Annotated in this window: 14 protein-coding genes; 8 read left to right on the plus strand and 6 right to left on the minus strand. The window is 71.3% G+C overall.

From position 1 onward, the window contains the following. Positions 1 to 97, minus strand: a 97-nt coding sequence (locus tag BIV57_RS21095) for a helix-turn-helix domain-containing protein (protein WP_139275749.1), incomplete at its 3' end; no start/stop codon positions are given. 61 nt (positions 98 to 158) lie between these two features. Here BIV57_RS21095 and BIV57_RS21100 point away from each other — a divergent pair. The 8 genes from BIV57_RS21100 (at position 159) to dxs (ending at position 12,231) form a co-directional block, all read left to right on the plus strand. Next, positions 159 to 524, plus strand: a complete 366-nt coding sequence (locus BIV57_RS21100; RefSeq protein ID WP_071658450.1) for a DoxX family protein — start codon at positions 159 to 161, stop codon at positions 522 to 524. 121 nt (positions 525 to 645) lie between these two features. Then, positions 646 to 3,405, plus strand: coding sequence for an aconitate hydratase AcnA (gene acnA, locus BIV57_RS21105; protein WP_175548817.1), 2,760 nt, complete (start codon positions 646 to 648; stop codon positions 3,403 to 3,405). A gap of 115 nt (positions 3,406 to 3,520) precedes the next feature. After that, the gene (locus tag BIV57_RS21110; RefSeq protein WP_071658452.1) at positions 3,521 to 5,026 is read left to right on the plus strand and encodes an amino acid permease; all 1,506 of its coding nucleotides are present in this window, start codon (positions 3,521 to 3,523) and stop codon (positions 5,024 to 5,026) included. A gap of 223 nt (positions 5,027 to 5,249) precedes the next feature. Further along, entirely contained in the window at positions 5,250 to 6,443 is a 1,194-nt protein-coding gene (locus BIV57_RS21115; protein ID WP_071658453.1) for an ROK family transcriptional regulator, read from the plus strand. Between the two features lie 260 nt (positions 6,444 to 6,703). Beyond that, on the plus strand, positions 6,704 to 7,816 hold the full coding sequence (locus tag BIV57_RS21120; RefSeq protein ID WP_071658454.1) for a substrate-binding domain-containing protein: 1,113 nt from the start codon (positions 6,704 to 6,706) through the stop codon (positions 7,814 to 7,816). Positions 7,817 to 7,973: 157 nt separating this feature from the next. Beyond that, positions 7,974 to 8,753: an ATP-binding cassette domain-containing protein gene (locus BIV57_RS21125; RefSeq protein ID WP_071658455.1), complete on the plus strand. Its 780-nt coding sequence runs from the start codon at positions 7,974 to 7,976 to the stop codon at positions 8,751 to 8,753. Next, positions 8,750 to 10,066 carry a sugar ABC transporter permease gene (locus BIV57_RS21130; RefSeq protein WP_071658456.1) on the plus strand — a complete coding sequence of 439 codons (1,317 nt, stop codon included), beginning with the start codon at positions 8,750 to 8,752 and terminating at the stop codon, positions 10,064 to 10,066. The genes BIV57_RS21125 and BIV57_RS21130 overlap by 4 nt, the downstream gene beginning before the upstream one ends. A gap of 221 nt (positions 10,067 to 10,287) precedes the next feature. Beyond that, entirely contained in the window at positions 10,288 to 12,231 is a 1,944-nt protein-coding gene (gene dxs, locus BIV57_RS21135) for a 1-deoxy-D-xylulose-5-phosphate synthase (RefSeq protein WP_071658457.1), read from the plus strand. A gap of 76 nt (positions 12,232 to 12,307) precedes the next feature. On the opposite strand, the gene BIV57_RS21140 is transcribed toward dxs, so the two are convergent. The 5 genes from BIV57_RS21140 to BIV57_RS21160 form a co-directional block, all read right to left on the minus strand. Then, the gene (locus BIV57_RS21140) at positions 12,308 to 14,440 is read right to left on the minus strand and encodes a hypothetical protein (RefSeq protein WP_071658458.1); all 2,133 of its coding nucleotides are present in this window, start codon (positions 14,438 to 14,440) and stop codon (positions 12,308 to 12,310) included. A 90-nt stretch (positions 14,441 to 14,530) separates the two neighbouring features. After that, a complete protein-coding gene (locus BIV57_RS21145) occupies positions 14,531 to 15,967 on the minus strand; it encodes a D-ribitol-5-phosphate cytidylyltransferase (RefSeq protein WP_245797836.1) in 1,437 nt (478 codons plus the stop codon). Positions 15,968 to 16,195: 228 nt separating this feature from the next. Further along, positions 16,196 to 18,340 (minus strand): 3-hydroxyacyl-CoA dehydrogenase NAD-binding domain-containing protein, encoded by a 2,145-nt coding sequence (locus BIV57_RS21150; protein WP_071658459.1) that lies wholly within the window; start codon positions 18,338 to 18,340, stop codon positions 16,196 to 16,198. A 3-nt stretch (positions 18,341 to 18,343) separates the two neighbouring features. Beyond that, positions 18,344 to 19,579, minus strand: a complete 1,236-nt coding sequence (locus BIV57_RS21155; protein ID WP_071658460.1) for a thiolase family protein — start codon at positions 19,577 to 19,579, stop codon at positions 18,344 to 18,346. A gap of 132 nt (positions 19,580 to 19,711) precedes the next feature. Further along, on the minus strand, positions 19,712 to 20,989 hold the full coding sequence (locus BIV57_RS21160; protein ID WP_071658461.1) for an HRDC domain-containing protein: 1,278 nt from the start codon (positions 20,987 to 20,989) through the stop codon (positions 19,712 to 19,714). Between the last annotated feature and the right edge of the window lie 21 nt (positions 20,990 to 21,010).

A 21,010-nucleotide genomic window follows, 5' to 3' on the forward strand; every position in this document is an offset into this window, starting at 1 on the left:
CCGGCTGCGAGACGAAGAGCCGCTCCGCCGCGGCCGTCAGGCTGCCGTGCTCGGCCACCGCCGCGAAGTACCGCAGCAGCCGTGTGTCCACGTCCATGCCACCAGGTTATAGAAGCAGGTATTGGACGGTGCCGAGGTCGCGGCGAAGGCTGGGGAGCATGACCGCGACCATGACCGCGCTGCTCGTGACCACCCTGCTGACCGCCGCCGCCAACACCGCCGTCGCCGTCGCCGATCTGGCGAGGGCGCGGTTCGTCCTCGCCAACTCCGCCGAGGTGGGCGTGCCCCTCTCCTGGCTGCCGCGGCTCGCCGCGCTGAAGCTGGCCGGCGCGGCCGGCCTGCTGCTGGGCCTCGCCGCGCCCGTCCTCCGCCCCCTCGGCATCGCCGCCGCCTGCGGACTCGTCCTCCTCTACACGGGTGCCGTCATCACCCATCTGCGCGCCCGGGTGCTGTACAACCTCGCGTTCCCGGGGGGCTACCTCGTCCTCGCCGCCGGGTCCCTCGTCCTGGCCGCAACACGGTGAGTGCCTTGGTCGCCGCCCCCGACATGGACTATGGTTATCTCGACATCGAGATATCTGGCGGTGCCGCGGCCCCCGAGGCAAGGGGAGCCTGACCTCCGGGCCTTCGGGTACACCAGGCAGGATGGACAGCGGGTACGCGCTACCGAAGAAGGAGACTGCCGTGTCGGCGAACAGCTTCGACGCCCGCGCCACGCTCAGCGTGGGCGACGAGTCGTACGAGATCTTCAAGCTGGACAAGGTGGAGGGCAGCAAGAACCTCCCTTACAGCCTGAAGGTGCTGCTGGAGAACCTGCTCCGCACCGAGGACGGCGCCAACATCACCGCCGACCACATCCGGGCCCTCGGCAACTGGGACCCGAAGGCGCAGCCGAACCAGGAGATCCAGTTCACCCCCGCCCGGGTGATCATGCAGGACTTCACCGGCGTCCCGTGCGTCGTCGACCTGGCCACCATGCGCGAGGCCGTCAAGGAGCTCGGCGGCGACCCGGAGCGGATCAACCCGCTCGCCCCGGCCGAGCTGGTCATCGACCACTCGGTCATCGCCGACGTCTTCGGCGCCCCCGACGCGTTCGTCAAGAACGTCGAGCTGGAGTACGGCCGCAACAAGGAGCGCTACCAGTTCCTGCGCTGGGGCCAGACCGCCTTCGACGAGTTCAAGGTCGTCCCCCCGGGCACCGGCATCGTCCACCAGGTCAACATCGAGCACCTGGCCCGCACCGTCATGGTCCGCAACGGCCAGGCGTACCCCGACACCCTGGTCGGCACCGACTCGCACACCACCATGGTCAACGGCCTGGGCGTGCTGGGCTGGGGCGTCGGCGGCATCGAGGCCGAGGCCGCGATGCTCGGCCAGCCGGTCTCCATGCTCATCCCGCGGGTCGTCGGCTTCAAGCTCACCGGGCAGCTGCCCACCGGCACCACCGCCACCGACCTGGTGCTGACGATCACCGAGATGCTGCGCAAGCACGGCGTCGTCGGCAAGTTCGTCGAGTTCTACGGCGACGGCGTCGGCGCGGTGCCGCTGGCCAACCGCGCCACCATCGGCAACATGTCGCCGGAGTTCGGCTCCACCGCCGCGATCTTCCCGATCGACCGGGAGACGCTGAACTACCTGGAGCTGACGGGCCGTCCGGAGCAGCAGCTGAAGCTCGTCGAGGCGTACGCCAAGGAGCAGGGGCTCTGGCACGACCCGTCGCACGAGCCGGTCTACTCCGAGTACCTGGAGCTGGACCTGTCGACGGTCGTCCCGTCGATCGCCGGCCCCAAGCGCCCGCAGGACCGCATCGTGCTGGCCGACGCCAAGCAGCAGTTCAGCCAGGACGTCCGCAACTACGTCTCCGACGTGGACGGCGACGAGGCGTCCAAGGAGTCCTTCCCGGCCTCCGACGCGCCGGCCGTCTCCAACGGCGTGCCCAGCAAGAAGGTCAAGGTCACCTCGCCCGACGGCGTGGAGTACGACCTCGACCACGGCGCCGTCGCCGTCGCCGCCATCACCTCCTGCACCAACACCTCCAACCCGTACGTGATGATCGGGGCGGCGCTGCTGGCGAAGAAGGCGGTGGAGAAGGGCCTCACCCGCAAGCCGTGGGTGAAGACCACGCTGGCCCCCGGCTCCCAGGTCGTCATGGACTACTACGACCGCGCCGGCCTCACCCCCTACCTCGACAAGCTGGGCTTCAACCTCGTCGGGTACGGCTGCACCACCTGCATCGGCAACTCCGGCCCGCTGCCGGAGGAGGTCTCCCAGGCGGTCAACGAGAACGACCTCGCCGTCGTCTCGGTGCTCTCCGGCAACCGCAACTTCGAGGGCCGGATCAACCCGGACGTGAAGATGAACTACCTGGCGTCCCCGCCGCTGGTGGTCGCCTACGCGCTGGCCGGCACCATGAAGACGGACATCACCCGCGAGCCGCTGGGCACCGACACCGACGGCAACCCGGTGTACCTGAAGGACGTGTGGCCCTCCGAGCAGGAGGTCCAGGAGGTCGTCTCCTCCGCCATCGGCCAGACCATGTTCACCAAGAGCTACGCCGACGTCTTCGCCGGCGACGCCCAGTGGCAGGCGCTGCCCGTCCCGACCGGCAACACCTTCGAGTGGGACGGCGAGTCGACCTACGTCCGCAAGCCCCCCTACTTCGAGGGCATGCCGGCCGAGCCGACCGCGGTCGAGGACATCGCCGACGCCCGGGTGCTGGCGAAGCTCGGCGACTCGGTCACCACCGACCACATCTCCCCGGCCGGTGCGATCAAGGCCGACTCCCCGGCCGGCAAGTACCTCACCGACCACGGGATCGCGCGCCGCGACTTCAACTCCTACGGCTCGCGCCGCGGCAACCACGAGGTGATGATCCGCGGCACCTTCGCCAACATCCGGCTCCGCAACCAGATCGCCCCCGGCACCGAGGGCGGCTACACCCGCGACTTCACCCAGGAGGGCGGGCCGGTGTCGTTCATCTACGACGCCGCGGAGAACTACCAGGCGGCCGGCGTCCCGCTGGTGATCCTGGCCGGCAAGGAGTACGGCTCCGGCTCGTCCCGCGACTGGGCCGCCAAGGGCACCAAGCTGCTCGGCGTCCGCGCCGTCATCGCCGAGTCCTACGAGCGGATCCACCGCTCCAACCTGATCGGCATGGGCGTGCTGCCGCTGCAGTTCCCCGAGGGCCGGACGGCCGACTCGCTCGGCCTCACCGGCGAGGAGGCGTTCTCCATCTCCGGCGTCACGGAGCTGAACGAGGGCCGCACCCCCGCCACGGTGAAGGTCACCACCGACTCCGGCAAGGAGTTCGACGCGGTCGTCCGCATCGACACCCCCGGAGAGGCCGACTACTACCGCAACGGCGGCATCCTGCAGTACGTGCTGCGCTCGCTCCTGCGGAAGTAAAATCAGACCTTAATAGCGGGCAAAGCACGAGGGCCGCTCGATTCGCTCCGGCGAACCGGGCGGCCCTCGTGTTGCCCTTGCAATCAGCCCAGTGCAGCGTGTGGGATCGGCCAACATGGCCCATCCATCGGCAAATTCCAAGCAAAGCCCTCCGCGGCACAGTGTCTTCCGCACCAAATCCATCGAGCAGGCGATCCAGGACACCGAGGAGCCCGAGCACCGCCTCCGCCGGGACCTCTCCGCCTTCGACCTCACCGTGTTCGGCGTCGGCGTCCTCATCGGCACCGGCATCTTCGTCCTGACGGGCACCGCGGCGAAGAACAACGGCGGTCCGGCGGTGGCCCTGTCGTTCGTGGTCGCCGGCATCGTCTGCGCCTGCGCGGCGCTGTGCTACGCCGAGTTCGCGTCCACCATCCCGGTCGCCGGGTCGGCCTACACCTTCTCCTACGCGTCGCTGGGCGAACTGCCCGCCTGGATCATCGGCTGGGACCTGGTCCTGGAACTGGCCCTCGCCGCCGCGGTGGTGGCGGTCGGCTGGTCCGGCTACGCGGTCTCGCTGCTCGACACGATGGGCCTGCACCTGCCCGCCTCGATCGCCGGCGGGACGGAGCACAGCTGGGGCTTCAACCTGCCCGCCGCCCTGCTGGTCGTCGTGATCACCCTGGTGGTGATGCGCGGCATCAAGCTGACGTCCACGGTCACCACCGTCATCGTGGCGATCAAGTCGGCCGTGGTGCTGGCCACCGTCGTCGTTGGCCTCTTCTACGTCAGGAGCGCCAACTACCACCCGTTCATCCCGCCCGCCCGACCCACCCCGAGCAGCAGCGGCCTGAAGGCCGCGCTCATCCAGGTGATCACCGGATTCACCCCGACCAGCTTCGGCGTGATGGGGATCTTCTTCGCCGCCGCCGTGGTCTTCTTCGCCTACATCGGCTTCGACGTGGTCTCCACCGCGGCCGAGGAGACCCGCAACCCGAAGCGGGACCTGCCGATCGGCATCATCGCCTCACTGGCCATCTGCACCGTCGCCTATGTCGCGGTCACCCTGGTCGTCACCGGGATGCAGAAGTACACCCGGCTGTCCGAGACGGCGCCGCTCGCGGACGCCTTCAAGGCAGTCGGCCAGGACTGGATGGCGACCCTCATCAGCATCGGCGTGGTCTTCGGACTCGCCTCCGTGGTCATGATCCTGATCCTCGGTCAGAGCCGGGTCTTCTTCGCCATGAGCCGCGACCGGCTGCTCCCCGAGGCGTTCTCCAAGGTCCATCCGCGCTATCGCACGCCCTATCGGACCACCGCCCTGCTGGGCACCGTGGTGGCCGTGGTGGCCGGCGTCATCCCGCTGCAGGCGCTGGCCGAGCTGGTCAACATCGGCACCCTCTTCGCCTTCGTGGTGGTCTCCATCGGGGTGATCGTGCTCCGCCGCACCCGCCCCGACCTGCCGCGCTCGTTCCGGGCCCCCTGGGTGCCGGTGCTGCCGATCATCTCCACGGTCTTCTGCCTGTGGCTGATGCTCAACCTCCCCACCGAGACCTGGATCCGGTTCCTCGTCTGGATGGCCGCGGGCTTCGTGGTGTACTTCGCCTACGGCCACCGCCGCAGCCGGATCGCCGACCGCTGACGGGGGCCGCGGAGGCGCCGTCCGGACCGAGGTGGGGGCGGCGCCCGGCGAAAAGGATTCCAGTGCGACCCTTGACGCGAGACAAGGGCGTTCGCTCTGCTGGGAGTTCACAAGTTGTATACACGCCGTGCGGGTGCGTTCATCCGGAGCCGATCCGGACGACGGCCGCCCGCGCGGTGGCGCCGTGCAGCGCGGCCCGGCGCCGACGAGAGGATGGACACGGATGAGCGTGGAGACGCCGGGATCGCAGTCGTCCCTGCACCGGGCGAATCTCGACCGGGTGCTGCAGGCCGTGCGGATGGCCGGATCCCTCACCCAGGCCGAGATCGCCCGCACCACCGGCCTGTCCGCCGCGACCGTGTCCAACATCGTGCGCGAGCTGCGCGGCGCCGGCACGGTGGTGGTCACCCCGACCACCTCCACCGGCGGCCGCAGGGCCCGCAGCGTGGCGCTGAGCGAGGACGCCGGCCTGGTGGTCGGCGTCGACTTCGGCCACTCCCATCTGCGGGTCGCGGTGGGCAACCTGGCCCACCGGGTGCTCGCCGAGCAGCTGGAGCCGGTGGACGTGGACGCCTCCGCCGCCGAGGGCCTGGCCCGCGCCGAGGCGCTGGTGATGCGGCTGCTGCGGGACGTCGACCGCTCCCCGGAGAAGGTCGTCGGGGTCGGCCTGGGCGTCCCCGGTCCGCTGGACGGCGGCACCGGCGCGATCGGCTCGACGGCGATCCTGCCCGGCTGGGTGGGCGTCCGCCCGGCCCAGGAGCTCTCCGACCGGCTCGGCATGCCGGTGCACGTCGACAACGACGCGAACCTCGGCGCGCTGGGCGAGCTGGTCTGGGGCGCGGGCCGCGGCCTGGGCGACCTCGCCTACATCAAGATCGCCAGCGGCGTCGGCGCCGGGCTGGTGATCAACGGCAGGGTCTACCGCGGACCGGGCGGGACGGCCGGCGAGATCGGCCACTCCACGGTGGACGACTCGGGGCCGATCTGCCGCTGCGGCAACCGCGGCTGCCTGGAGACCTTCACCAACGCCCGCCATCTGCTGGGCCTGCTGGCCGGCAGCCACGGGCCGGACCTGACGGTGCCCCGGATGGTGCGGCTCGCGCAGGCCGGCGACCTGGGCTGCCGCCGGGTGATCGCGGACGTGGGGCGGCAGGTCGGCACGGCCGTCGCCGACCTGTGCAATCTGCTCAACCCCAGCCGCGTGATCCTCGGCGGGGACCTGGCGGGCGCGGGGGAGCTGCTGCTGGAGCCGATCCGCGAGACGGTGGCGCGGCACGCGATCCCGTCCGCGGCGCAGCAGTTGAGCGTGGTCGCGGGGACGCTGGGCTCGCGCGCCGAGGTGCTGGGCGCGCTGGCGCTGGCGATGTCGGAGTCGGGGGACGCGACGGCGGCGGGAGCCGCGGCCGTGGCGGTCTGAGCGGCGGGCCGCTCCCCGGTCGCCCGCGCGGTTCGCCGCGCCCCTTACGGGGCGCGATCTCGCGGCGGGACGCAAGATCGGGCAAGCCGGGAAAACGGCGCACTTTCTGCCCCGTTGCATCTATGAACGCTTCGGGCGGATAACGAATAGGTGCTCCAAAGGCCAAGTCTGCATTCACTTATTGACGCCTTGCCAAGTCGGGGAGTTGACTGCGTCCCACCTCGGCCGCATCGTGGCGGCCTCGTCAGGGAGGTTTCCCCATGCACGCAACGACGCGTCGCGCCGTCATCGCCGCAGCCGCCGTCTCGATGGCCGTGAGCCTGGCAGCCTGTGGCAAGGCCGGCTCATCGTCCTCCTCCTCGGGGTCCTCGGGCTCCAAGTCCCCGAGCTCCGCCAGCGGCAAGATCGGGCTGCTGCTGCCCGAGAACCAGACCACGCGCTACGAGTCCTTCGACCGTCCGATCATCACGAAGACGATCAAGAAGGAATGCCCGAAGTGCGAGATCGACTACCAGAACGCGGGCGGCCACGCCGACCAGCAGACCCAGCAGATGACCGCCGCGATCAACAACGGTGACAAGGTCATCATCGTCGACCCGCAGGACTACAAGGCGATCGCCAGCTCGGTGAAGACCGCCGTGGCCAAGGGCATCAAGGTCATCGCGTACGACCGGTTCGCCGAGGGCCCGCTCTCCGGCTACGTCTCCTTCGACAACACCAAGATCGGCCAGCAGCAGGGCCAGGCCCTCCTGACCGCGCTCGGCTCGAAGGCCACGCCGTCCGCCAAGGTCGTCATGATCAACGGTCTGGAGTCCGACCCCAACGCGGGCATGTTCAAGGCCGGCGCCGAGTCGGTCCTCAAGGGCAAGGTCAACATCGCCTACGAGCAGAACGGCGACTGGCTGGCGTCCACCGCCTCCGAGAAGATGACCTCGGCCGTCAACAAGCTGGGCGCCAAGAACATCGCCGGCGTCTACTCCGCCAACGACGGCATGGCCGCCGCCATCGCCACGGTGATGAAGAGCAACGGCATGTCGGGCAAGCCGCTCACCGGCCAGGACGCCCAGGTCGACGGCATCCAGCGGATCCTGGCGGGCACGCAGAGCGCCGACATCTACAAGGACTACGCGGCCGAGGGCAAGGTGGCCGGCGAGATGGCCGTCGCGGCCCTGCAGGGCAAGAAGCTCACCGACGTCGCCACCTCGACGCAGACCAGCACCAGTGGCGACAAGGTCCCCTCGACCCTGCTGACCACCAAGATCATCACCAAGGCCAACATCAAGCAGACCGTCATCGACGGCGGGCAGCTGACGGTGAAGCAGATCTGCACCTCGGCCTACGCGGCCTTCTGCGCGAAGGCCGGGCTCAAGTAGCAGCCGCTCCGCCGGCCGCGGTGCTCCCGTCCCCGGGGGCCCGCGGCAGGCGCACGTCCCCCTCCCCGGCGCCTTCGGGCGCCGGAGCGCGGGGGACGGCTTCCCGAAGGATTTGCAGCCCCGCCCGCGGCAACGGGTGGCAAAGGAGTTGGTTCACGTGGAAAGCGCACCCGTACTGGCGTTGCGCGGGGTCTCCAAGCGGTTCGGTGCCGTCCAGGCCCTGACCGACGTCGAGTTGGAGGTCCATGCCGGCGAGGTCGTCGCCCTGGTCGGCGACAACGGTGCCGGAAAGTCGACCCTGGTCAAGACGATCGCCGGGGTTCACCCCATCGATGAGGGCGCCATCGAGTGGGAGGGGCGCGAGGTCGCCATCCACCGGCCCAACGACGCCCAGACGCTGGGCATCGCGACCGTCTACCAGGATCTCGCCCTCTGCGACAACCTCGACGTGGTCGGCAACCTCTTCCTCGGCGCCGAGGTGCTCCGGGGCGGGGTGCTGGACGAGGTCACCATGGAGCAGAAGTCCCGCGAGCTGCTGGACACCCTCTCCATCCGCATCCCCAGCGTCCGGATCCCGATCGCCGGCCTCTCCGGCGGCCAGCGCCAGGTCGTGGCGATCGCCCGCGCCCTGGTCGGCGACCCCAAGCTGGTGATCCTGGACGAGCCCACCGCCGCCCTCGGCGTGGAGCAGACGGCCCAGGTCCTGGACCTGGTCGAGCGGCTCCGCGAGCGCGGCCTCGCGGTCATTCTCATCAGCCACAACATGGCCGACGTGACGGCCGTGGCGGACCGCGTCTCGGTGCTGCGACTCGGCCGCAACAACGGCGACTTCACCGTCGCCGACACCAGCAACGAACAGATCATCGCCGCGATCACCGGCGCCACCGACAATGCGGTGACCCGTCGCAAGGCCCGGACGACGGAGGCTGCGCAGTGAGCACCCAGGACGACACCGGAAAGGCCGCCCCGGTGAACACCACCAAGGCCGCCGCCACCGCCGAGACCGCGGTTCCCGGAGCCGCGTTCGACCCGCGCCTGCTCATCCGCGAGGAGGGGCTCAAGGGCTACCTCACCGAGTTCAAGCGCAAGGTCAAGGGCGGCGAGCTCGGCTCCCTCCCGGTGGTCATCGGCCTCATCGTCATCTGGGGCATCTTCCAGGGCGAGAACAGCAGCTTCCTGACCGCCGGGAACCTCTCCAGCATCCTCTACTACGTCGCCGGCACCGGACTGATCTCCGTCGGACTGGTGTTCGTGCTGCTGCTCGGCGAGATCGACCTCTCGGTCGCCTCGGTGAGCGGACTCTGCTCGGCGGTCTTCGGGGTGCTCGCCGTCAACCACGGCATGAACGCCTGGCTGGCGACGATCCTCGCGCTGCTGACCGGCGCGGCGATCGGCGCCCTGCACGGCTGGTTCTTCGCCAAGATCGGGGTGCCGGCCTTCGTGGTCACCCTCGCCGGCAACCTGGCCTGGAACGGCCTGATGATCAAGGTGCTGGGGCAGAGCGGCTCCATCAACCTGAGCGCCAAGGGGCTCTTCTCCTTCCTCGGCATCGGCAACTCCGCCTTCTTCATGGGCGCGGACATCGCCGGCGGCTACCTGCTGGCGGTCCTCGCCACCGCGGCGATGCTGATCTCCTCGCTGCTGGAGCGGCGCCGCCGGGTGCAGGCGGGCGTGCCGGCCCGGCCGTTCAGCGAGATCCTGCTGCGCACCGGGCTGCTGGCGGTGGCGGTCTTCCTCACCGCCTGGGTGCTCAACCAGTCCACCGGGGTGCCGAACTCGCTGGTGCTCTTCGGCGTCGTGCTGATCGTCTGCGACTTCGTGCTGCGCCGGACGCCCTTCGGCCGCAAGATCTTCGCGGTCGGCGGCAACATCGAGGCGTCCCGCCGCGCCGGTATCAGCGTCCCGGCGATCCGGATCTCGGTCTTCGCGATCTCCGGCTTCTTCGCCGCGCTGGGCGGCCTGGTGCTCGCCGCCGAGCAGGGCGCGGCCAGCACCTCGGCCGGCAGCGGCAACGCGCTGATGCTGGCCATCGCGGCGCCGGTGATCGGCGGCACCAGCCTCTTCGGCGGGCGCGGCCGGATCTGGTCGGCGCTGCTGGGCATGCTGGTGATCGAGTCGATCACCATGGGCCTGAACCTGCTCAACATGCAGTCTTCGGTGCAGTTCATGATCACCGGTGGGGTGCTGCTGGCGGCCGTCGTCATCGACTCGGTCTCCCGCCGGACCCAGAAGGCATCGGGACGCGCCTGATTCTGTTGTCCCTATCAGTCACAGGTGCGACGGACCTGGTCTGAGCACCACCCGTCGGCCCGGCCCGCCTCCTCGGCGGGCCGGGCCGCGGCGGTTCCCCGCGATGTCGTCCGATTGTCGTAAGTATGGGCGGTTCCGGGTGGGCCTCGGCTCCCTCGCGGGGTGCGGGCACTAGACTCGGTCCGCCGGTTCGTAGCGAGGAAGACCAAGAGGAGGCACGGGTGGGCCTGCTAACCCGTATCAGGGGACCACGCGATCTCGACCGGCTGTCGTCGGAGCAGCTCGCGGCACTCGCCGACGAGATCCGCGACTTCCTGGTCGAAGAGGTGTCACGCACCGGGGGCCACCTGGGCCCCAACCTGGGTGTGGTCGAACTGACCATCGCCCTGCATCGCGTCTTCCGCTCCCCGCGCGACAAGATCCTGTTTGATACGGGCCATCAGTCCTATGTCCACAAGATCCTCACCGGACGTCAGGACTTCGCCTGCTTCAAGGACAAGGGCGGCCTCTCCGGCTACCCGTCGCGCGCCGAGTCCGAGCACGATGTCATCGAGAACTCCCACGCCTCGACCGTCCTGGGCTACGCGGACGGCCTGGCCAAGGCGAACCAGCTGCGCGGCCGCACCGACCACAAGGTGGTCGCGGTCATCGGCGACGGGGCGCTCACCGGCGGCATGGCCTGGGAGGCCATGAACAACATCGCCGCCGCCAAGGACCGCCCGCTGGTCATGGTCGTCAACGACAACGGCCGCTCCTACCAGCCCACGATCGGCGGGCTCGCCAACCACCTGGCGACGCTGCGCACCACCCAGGGCTACGAGAAGTTCCTCTCCTGGGGCAAGCAGGTGCTGGGCCGCACCCCAGCGCTCGGCCAGCCGATCTACGAGGCGCTGCACGGCGCCAAGAAGGGCCTGAAGGACTTCATCGCCCCCCAGGGCCTCTTCGAGGACCTGGGGCTGAAGTACATCGGCCCCATCGACGGCCACGACCAGGGCGCCCTGGAGTCCGCGCTGCAGGCCGCGAGCACCTTCGGCGGCCCCGTGATCGTCCACGTCATCACCGAGAAGGGCCGCGGCTACGAGCCGGCCCGGCGCGACGAGGCCGACCAGTTCCACCAGGTCGGCGTCATCCACCCGGACACCGGCCTGCCGGTCGAGCAGGCCAAGGCGCGCAGCTGGACGAGCGTCTTCGGGGACGCCATGGTCGAGCTGGGCGACGAGCGCCAGGACATCGTGGCGATCACCGCCGCGATGATGCTGCCGCTGGGCCTGAAGAAGTTCGCCGAGCGCTTCCCGGAGCGGATCTTCGACGTCGGCATCGCCGAGCAGCACGCCGCGGTCTCGGCCGCCGGCCTCGCCTCCGGCGGGCTGCACCCGGTCTTCGCCGTCTACGCGACCTTCCTCAACCGGGCGTTCGACCAGGTGCTGATGGACGTCGCGCTGCACAAGTGCGGCGTCACCTTCGCCCTCGACCGGGCCGGCGTCACCGGCACCGACGGCGCCAGCCACAACGGCATGTGGGACATGTCGATCCTCCAGGTCGTCCCCGGTCTGCGGCTCGCCGCCCCGCGCGACGCCGAGCAGGTGCGGCTGCAGCTGCGCGAGGCCGTCGAGGTCGAGGACGCGCCCACGGTGGTCCGCTACTCCAAGGGCACGGTCGGCCCGGCGGTGCCCGCGGTGGGCACCGTCAACGGCATGGACGTGCTGCGCCGCTCCGCCGGCACCGGCGAGGGCCTGGCGCGCGCGGACGTGCTGGTCGTCTCCATCGGGGCGCTCGCGCCGATGTGCCTGGAGCTCGCCGAGCGCCTCGACGAGCAGGGCATCTCCTCCACGGTGATCGATCCGCGCTGGGTGAAGCCGGTCAACGAGGGGCTGCCCGGCCTGGCGGCCGAGCACCGGCTGGTCGTCACCGTCGAGGACAACGGCCGGGTGGGCGGCGTCGGCTCGACGATCGCGCAGGCGCTGCGCGACGCGGACGTGGACGTGCCGCTGCGCGACTTCGGCATCCCGCAGCGCTTCCTGCAGCACGCCAAGCGGGCGACGGTGCTGGAGGAGATCGGGCTGACGGCCCCGGAGGTGGCGCGGTCGGTGACGGCGCTGATCGCCAAGATGGACGCGCACGCCGACACGTCGGTGGAGCGCGCCGAGGTGCCCGCGGAGGGCTGACGCGGCGTCGATCGCGAAGACCCCGGCCCAGCGGGCCGGGGTCTTCGCGATCGGGGCGACGGACCCCGGACTGGACCTAGGGGGCGTCGTCCGCCGCGGCGGTCTCGATGTCGGCGAGCTGGTCGTCGCCCTCGCCGTCGCCGGCGCCGTCGGCCGGCGTCATCGGGCGGTCGCCGCGGTCCTCCGCGGCCTGCTGGCGCTTCAGGCGCGCCTCGGACTTCGCCGCCAGCGCGGCGTTCGCCGCGTTGAAGCGGGTCTGCGCGTCCGGGTGGTCCGGCCCCAGCAGGTACTCCTTCAGCTCGTGCCGCGCCTCGGCCATCGGGTCGGCGCCGCCCTGCACCGCGGCGAGCAGCTCCGGCATCTCCGGCACGCGCGGCGTGAGGATGTAGGCCGCCCGCGCCGCGGTGTTCTGCCGGCGGAACTCGTCCGCGCCGATCCGGGCGGTGTCCATCACCGCGATCGGCTTGCCGCTGGCGACGAAGTCCGAGACCACGCTGGAGATGTCGCTGACCATCGCGTCCGACTGGTTGAAGCAGTCGAACAGGTGCGGCCGCGCCCCCTCGACCGACGCGTGCTCCCACGGCGCCAGGCTCCGCCAGAACGCCGCCTTCCAGCGCTCCTGGAGCTCCTCGACGCGCGCCTCGACCTCGGGCGGCAGGAAGCCGTCCCGGGACGCCACGGCCTCGTCCAGCGCCTCCAGGTTGCCGCCTGACGCGGCGTCGAGCAGCTGGTTCAGCTCGGCGTCGATCGAGGAGAGCTCGGCGCGGGCGGCGCGGCGCTCCTCCGCGGCCTTCGGGTCGGCGGCGTCCCGCTCGGCGGCGCGCTTGGCCGACGCCTCCTCCAGCATGGCGACGATCCGCTCGTGGACCTGCTTGGCCGCCGGGCTGCGGGTGCCGATCAACGGGTGCTTCTTGTACAGCACCCGCACCGGCTTCTCGGCCTCGAGCAGCGCCCTGACGATGTTCTCGCCGGCCACCACCGGCGACGCGCCGCCCGGCCCGTCCGTCCAGTTCTCCCAGGTGGGCGCGTACAGCACGGTGGGCATCTCGCCCGTCTCGTGCTCCGCGGCGGTGGTGATGCCGCGCAGCTGCGGGCGGCCCACCTCCACGATGTCCTCGTCGCGCACCCCGACCTCGGCGAGCGCGTAGCGGTCGCGGCCGGCCCGGCCGGCCGTCCACACCTCGTCGTAGGCCTTGGAGAACGGGTTGACGCTGGCGGCCTTGTCGCTGTCGCCGTGGCCGACGAAGACGTGCTTGGGGATGGGCTCGCGGATCATGTGCACGTTCTTGCCGACGTTCGCCGGGTAGAGCACCGTCCGCAGGCTGGTGGTGTCGAGGTTCATCAGGTGCACCGCGCTGGGCACGCAGAGCACCGGCACGCTGGTGGGGGCGAGCTGCGGCACCATGGCGCGCTCGCGCAGGATCAGCACCGGCCGCCCGCCGGTCCGCTTCAGCGTGTCGAGCCACATGTTCACCTGGTAGGCGGAATCACGGGAGCCCGAGAAGTAGACGGCGGTGTCCGGCCGGTACGTCCGCAGCCAGGTGTCGATGACCTCCAGCGCCTTCTCCCGGCCCACCGGGAGCTTCGACGGCCGCAGGTAGCCGGCCACCACCAGCACGGTGAGCACGGCCGCGGCGAGGGTGACCGCGAGGCCCGCGATGCCGGGCCAGATCGTCCTGGTGCCCGCGTAGACCAGCAGCCCGGCCATCGCCGGCAGGTCGAGGTGGAGCACCTTCTCGGCGCCGCGGCTGGTGAGCCAGGTCGGCGGGGCGTCCGGGATGCGCATCCCCGACAGGTCGATGTTGCGGGTGACCACCGGCAGCTGGCGCCGCCGGCGCAGCACGGTCAGGCCGGCGCCGTGCGCGGCCTGCAGCACGTAGAAGACGAGGAAGCCGGCGATGGCGGCGTAGAACAGGCCGTCGGTGCCGCGGCCCAGACGGGCCATCAGCAGCACCAGCATCAACTCGCGGGCGAAGAACCGCATGGAGATGCCGGCGCGGAACCGGCTGAGCAGCCGGATCAGATAGACGTTCCCCTCGTGGAGCCGCCAGTCGGCCAGATAGCTCACGGCCGCGGCTACGGCGAAGAGCCAGACGTTGGGAAGCAGGGCGCCGACCATCGTGCAGGTGTACCCGAGAACCAGGAACACGACGGCGGCCAGCTCCGATCCGCTGTTCACGCGGGCCAGGCGGATGGCTGACGACAACACGGGGAGGGTCTCTCCTGATCGTTGAGGGGCAGGGCGCAGGAGGCGCGGGGCCGCCGGCCCGCCGTGGAGCGGCCGACGACCCCAGAGACGCTACACCGGCTGCGTCGGGTCGGTACGCCGGACGTCGATCACATGGCCGGTCAGGCCGGACACCAGGACGTCGAGGGAGGAGCGGGCGACGTCCTCGGAGGCGAGCAGCGAGTCGGCCGGCTCCTCGCCGAACGCCTGGACGCGCATGGGGGTGCGGGTGCGCTCCGGGTTGACGCAGTTGACGCGGATGCCCTCCTCCGCCCACTCGTCGGCGAGCGCCTGGGTGAGGTTGACCATGGCGGCCTTGGTGGAGGAGTACAGCGAGTACTCGGCGCGGCCGCGGGTGTAGGAGCTGGAGGTGTAGAGGAGCAGCTGGCCGCCGGTCTCGGCGAGGTACTGGTGCGCCTCGCGGGCGATCTGCACGGGCGCCAGGTAGTTGACGCGCAGCGCCTCCTCGATGGTCTCCTCGTCGGTCTCGGCGAGGCGGCCGATGCGCAGCACGCCGGCGGTGTTGACGACGTAGTCGATGCGGCCGGACTCGTCGTGCGCCTTCTTCAGCGCGGCGCGCACCTCGTCGGGGTTCTCCACATGGGTGCCGGTGGTGGAGCGGCCCAGCGGGTAGACGGTGGCGCCGTAGGACTCGGCGAGCGCGGCGATGTCCGCGCCGATGCCGTAGGAGCCGCCGAAGACCACCAGCACCTTGCCCTCCAGCAGGCGCCGGTAGGCGGCGTCGTCGGAGGGGCGGGGGGCGTTGTGCGAGGCCAGCTGGAAGAGCTTGTCGGCGATGAAGATGTCGACCGGCTCGGTGACCTTCATGTTGTGGTCGTCGCCGTGGACGACGTAGATCGGCACCTCGGGGAGGTACTTCAGCACCACGCCGCAGTCGTCGGTGGCCTTGAAGTCCGGGTCGTCCGAGGCGACCTCGTAGGCGCGGCGGATGGTGGAGAGCTGGAAGGCCTGCGGGGTCTGGCCGCGGCGCAGCTTGGAGCGGTCCGGGATGGCGGTGATGCAGTCGTTCTCGGTGACGATGATGGTGTCGGCCGAGGGGATGGCGACGTCGACGGCGCTGTACTCGTCGAGGGCCGTCACGCAGTCGACGATGATCCGCTCGGAGACCAGCGGGCGGACGGCGTCGTGGAAGAGCACCTTCAGCTCGTCGCCGGACTCGCCGAGGGCGGCGATGGCCTTCTTGGTGGTCTCGTTGCGGCTCGACCCGCCCGTCATGACCCGGCTGAGCTTGCTGATCCCGGCCTTCTTGGCGATCTTCTCGATCTCGTCCGTGTAGCCCTCGGTCATCATGACGACGATCTCGTCGACCTCGGAGCAGGACTCGAACTCCGCCAGGGTGTGCTCGATGATCGGCTTGCCGGCGATCTTCAGCAGCTGCTTGGGGATCGACAGGCCGATGCGCTCCCCGACGCCACCCGCGAGAATCACGGCGGCGGTGCGCAGTCGCTTGTCTGCGGGCGCTTGGGCGGTGGCGTTCAGATCGGGCACGTGGAGCCTGCCTTCATGGGTCGTCGAGCGGATCTGCGTGGTGCGGGGTGGTGCTTCCGCACCACATCATGTCCGCTTGGTGGACGCGCCGTAAATTCGGGGCCTTATCCCGGCCCAAAGGTGCGAGGTGCGCCAAACACCCCGACACCCCACCTCACGGTCGGCGCGGCCGTTCGGATGGGGTGCCGGGGCTCGGGTCGGCGGCCGTGCGCCGCGGCGACCGTGCGGTCAGACGGGGACGGAGGCGACCCCCGGCGCCAGGAACCGCTTGCCGGCGGCCCTCTCGGCGACGCCGGAGCGGTCCAGGTACGGCGTGATGCCGCCCAGGTGGAACGGCCATCCCGCGCCCGTGATCATGCACAGGTCGATGTCCTGCGCCGCGGCCACCACGCCCTCGTCCAGCATCAGCCGGATCTCCTCGGCGACCGCCGCCAGCGCCCGCTCCCGGACCTGCTCCTCCGTCAGCACGGTGTCGCCGACCTTGAGCAGCGCCGCGACCTCGGGGTCGACGTCGTGGGTGAAGGGCAGGTAGAAGGCCTTCTTGCCGGCCTCCACCAGCCGCCCCAGGTTGTCGGAGGTGGCGAACCGCTCGGGGAACGCCTCGGCGAGGGTGCCCGCCACATGGTGCGCGACCGCCGGGCCGACCAGCCCGAGCAGGTCGATGGGGGACATCGGCAGGCCCAGCGGGGCCAGCGCGCGGTCCGCCACGTCCACCGGGGTGCCCTCGTCCACGGCCCGCAGCACCTCGCCGAGGAACCGGGTGAGCACGCGGTTGACGACGAACGCGGGCGCGTCCTTCACCAGCACCGAGGTCTTCTTCAGCTTCTTGGACACGGCGAACGCGGTGGCCAGCGTCGCGTCGTCGGTCCGCTCGGCGCGGACGATCTCCAGCAGCGGCAGGATCGCCACCGGGTTGAAGAAGTGGAAGCCGACGACCCGCTCGGGGTGGGCCAGCTCCGCGGCCATGTCCGTCACCGACAGCGAGGAGGTGTTGGTGGCGAGCACGCAGGACTCCGGGACGATGCCCTCCAGCTCGGCGAAGACCCGGCGCTTGACGCCCATCTCCTCGAAGACGGCCTCGATGACGAAGTCGGCGTCGGCGAAGCCGGACTTGTCGAGCGAGCCGGTGACCAGCGCCTTGAACCGCTGGGCGGTGTCGGAGTTGATCCGGCCCTTGCCGAGCAGCTTGTCGATCTCGGCGTGGACGTAGCCGATGCCCTTGTCGATGCGCTCCTGGTCGACGTCGGTGAGGACGACGGGGACCTGCAGCCGGCGGATGAAGAGCATGGCGAGCTGACTGGCCATCAGGCCGGCGCCGACGATGCCCACCTTGCCGACCGGCCGGGCGAGGTTCTTGTCCGGGGCGCCGGCGGGCCGCTTGGCGCGCTTCTGCACCAGGTCGAAGGCGTAGAGGCCGGCGCGCAGCTCGTCGCCCATCACCAGGTCGGCGAGGGCGGCGGTCTCGGCGTCGAAGCCGGCCTGCCGGGCGGCGGCGTCGCCGGGGACGGCGGCGCGGGCCGCGTCGATGATCTCCAGGGCCCGGTAGGGCGCCGGGGCGGCGCCGCCGACCTTCGCGTCGGCGATGGAGCGGCCGCGGGCGACCGCCGCGTCCCAGCCGGCGCCGCGGTCGATCTCCGGCCGCTCGACCGTCTCCTCGCCCTTCAGCACCCGGCCGGCCCAGGCCAGCGACTGCTCCAGGAAGTCGGCCGGCTCCAGCAGGACGTCGGCGATGCCGAGCTTGCGCACCTGCGGGCCGCGCAGCTGGCGGTTGGTGTTGAGGGCGTTCTCGATGATCACCGTGACGGCGTTCTCCGGCCCGATGAGGTTGGGCAGCAGGGTGCAGCCGCCCCAGCCGGGCACCAGGCCGAGGAAGCACTCGGGCAGCGACATCGCGGGCAGCGCGGAGCTGACGGTGCGGTAGTCGCAGTAGAGCCCGATCTCCAGGCCGCCGCCCATCGCCGCGCCGTTGTAGAAGGCGAAGGTGGGCACGTGCAGGTCGGAGAGCTTGCTGAAGACCTCGTGGCCGGCCCGGCCGATCTCCTCGATCTGGCCGCGCTCGCGGGCCGAGCCGACGGCCTTGAGGTCGGCGCCGACGGCGAAGATGAACGGCTTGCCGGTGACGGCGACGGCCTTGATCTTCCCGGCGGCGGCGTCGGCGGCGATGCCGTCCAGCGCCTCGGCGATGTTGGCGAGGCTGCGCGGCCCGAAGGTGGTCGGCTTGGTGTGGTCGAAGCCGTTGTCGAGGGTGAGCAGGGCGAGGCGCCCGGCGCCCCCCGGCAGGTCGAGGTGGCGCACCTGGCCCTGCGTCACCACCTCGTCGGGGAAGGTGGCCTCGCCGCTGGCGCGGAGCTGCTCGATCAGTGTTCCCGTCATGGCTCAGGCCTCCTTCTTGCCGTCGAAGTGCGGGTTCTCCCAGATGACGGTGGCGCCCATGCCGAACCCGACGCACATGGTGGTGATGCCGTACCGGATGTCGGGCCGCTGCTCGAAGCGGCGGGCCAGCTGGGTCATCAGCCGGACACCGGAGGAGGCCAGCGGGTGGCCGAAGGCGATGGCGCCGCCGTACGGGTCGACCCGGTCGTCGTCGTCCTTGAGGCCGAAGTGCTCGGTGAAGGCCAGCACCTGGACCGCGAACGCCTCGTTGACCTCGAACGCGCCGATGTCGTCGATGGTCAGGCCGGTCTTGGCGAGCGCCTTCTCGGTGGCCGGGACGGGGCCGTAGCCCATCACCTCGGGCTCGACGCCCGCGAAGGCGAACTGCACCAGCCGCATGCGGACGGGGAGTCCGTGCTCCCGCGCGAAGTCCTCGGAGGCGAGGACGGAGGCGGTGGCGCCGTCGTTGAGCCCGGCGGAGTTGCCGGCGGTGATCCGGCCGTGCGGGCGGAACGGCGTCTTGAGGGCGGCGAGGCCCTCCAGGGTGGTGCCGGGGCGCATCGGCTCGTCGGCGGTGGCCAGGCCGTAGCCGGCGGGCAGGCCGGTGGCGGCGGCGCTCTCCGCGGTGCGGCGGATGGCGATGGGTACCAGGTCCTGCTGGATGATGCCGTCGGTGTACGCCTTGGCGGCGCGCTCCTGGCTGCGCAGCGCGAACTCGTCGGCGCGGGCCTTGGTGAGGGACGGGAACCGGTCGTGCAGGTTCTCCGCGGTCATGCCCATGAAGAGGGCGGACTCGTCGACGAGCTTCTCGGAGACGAAGCGCGGGTTGGGGTCGACGGCCTCGCCCATGGGGTGGCGCCCCATGTGCTCGACGCCTCCGGCGACGACGGCGTCGTAGGCGCCGACGGCGATGCCGGACGCGGAGGTGGTGACGGCGGTGAGGGCGCCGGCGCACATCCGGTCGATCGCGTAGCCGGGGACCGTCTTGGGCAGCCCCGCCAGGAGCGCCGCGGTGCGGCCGATGGTCAGGCCCTGGTCGCCGATCTGGGTGGTGGCGGCGATGGCGACGTCGTCGATGCGCTCGGGCGGCAGGCCGGGGTTGCGGCGGAGCAGCTCGCGGATGCACTTGATGACGAGGTCGTCGGCGCGGGTCTCGTGGTAGATGCCCTTGGGGCCCGCCTTGCCGAACGGGGTGCGGACGCCGTCGACGAAGACGGCGTCCTTGACGGTACGAGGCACGGTGCTCGCTCCTCCGGAGTGGATGCGGGTTCGTAGGCCCATGCTACTCGCGGGTAACCGCAATTGGGAACGGGGTGCCGCCCGCGCCTGGGTGCCGGGCCCGCGCCCGGGGACCGCGGAGGGGCAAAGGGGTCAGGCGGGGGAGGTGAACGCCTGGGCGAGGACGGGGGCGACGAGCTGGACCTGCCACTGGCGCGCGCCGAGCGTGTCGAGCGCCTCGGCGATGCCCGCCCCGTTCGCGCTCGCCGGCGGCGCCCACGCGACACGCCGCACCAGATCCGGCGCGATGAGGTTCTCCGCCGGCAGGTGCCGCTCCTCCGCCAGCGCCGCCACCGCGGCCTTCGCCGCGGCAAGCCGCGCCGCCGCCTGCGGGTCCTTCTCCGACCAGGACCGCGGCGGCGGCGGCCCGGTCGGGGCCGCGGTGGCCGGCGGCAGCCCCGCCTCCGGCAGCATCCGGGCCCGCTCCACCGCGCCCTGCCACTGCTCCAGCCGCCCCCGCGGCATCCGCTGCCCCCAGCCCGGCAGCGCCTGCAGCGCCGCCGTGTCCTTCGGCATCGCCTGCGCCGCGGCGATGATCGCCGCGTCCGGCAGCACCCGCCCGGGCGACAGGTCGCGCTGGCGGGCGATCCGGTCGCGGGTGTTCCACAGCTCGCGCACCGCCGCCAACTGCCGCCTGCGCCGCACCTTGTGGACGCCCGAGGTGCGCCGCCACGGGTCCGTCCGCCGGGCCGGCGGCGGAGCCAGGGCGATGGACGCGAACTCCTGGTGCGCCCACTCCAGCTTGCCCTGCCGGCCCAGCTCGTCCTCGAGCGCGTCGCGCAGGTCGACCAGCAGTTCCACGTCGAGCGCGGCGTAGCGCAGCCACGGCTCGGGCAGCGGGCGCGTCGACCAGTCGACCGCCGAGTGCCCCTTCTCCAGCAGGAAGCCGAGCACCTGCTCGACCATGGTGCCGAGCCCGACCTTGGCGAAGCCGGCGAGACGTCCGGCCAGCTCGGTGTCGAAGAGCCGCGCCGGGTGCAGCCCCAGCTCGTCGAGGCAGGGCAGGTCCTGGTTGGCGGCGTGCAGCACCCACTCGGCATCGCCGAGGGCCGCGTTGAGGGAGGTCAGGTCGGGGCAGGCGACCGGGTCGATCAGCGCGGTGCCGGAGCCCTGCCGGCGCAGCTGCACCAGATAGGCGCGCTGGCCGTAGCGGTAGCCGGAGGCGCGCTCCGCATCCACCGCGACGGGGCCGGTGCCGCCGGCGAAGGCCGCGACGACGCGGTCGAGGGCCGCGGGGTCGGCGGTGACGGGGGGGATGCCTTCGCGGGGTTCGAGGAGGGGCACCGCCGAGGAGGCGGGGGGCGCCGGTTCGGCACCCGGTGCGGGGGAGGTGCTGGTCTTTTCGTCTCGTCGTTCGCGGGCGTCCGTCACCCTCCCAGGTTACGGGCTCCT

It is taken from the genome of Mangrovactinospora gilvigrisea (assembly GCF_001879105.1).
Taxonomy (GTDB): Bacteria; Actinomycetota; Actinomycetes; order Streptomycetales; family Streptomycetaceae; genus Mangrovactinospora; species Mangrovactinospora gilvigrisea.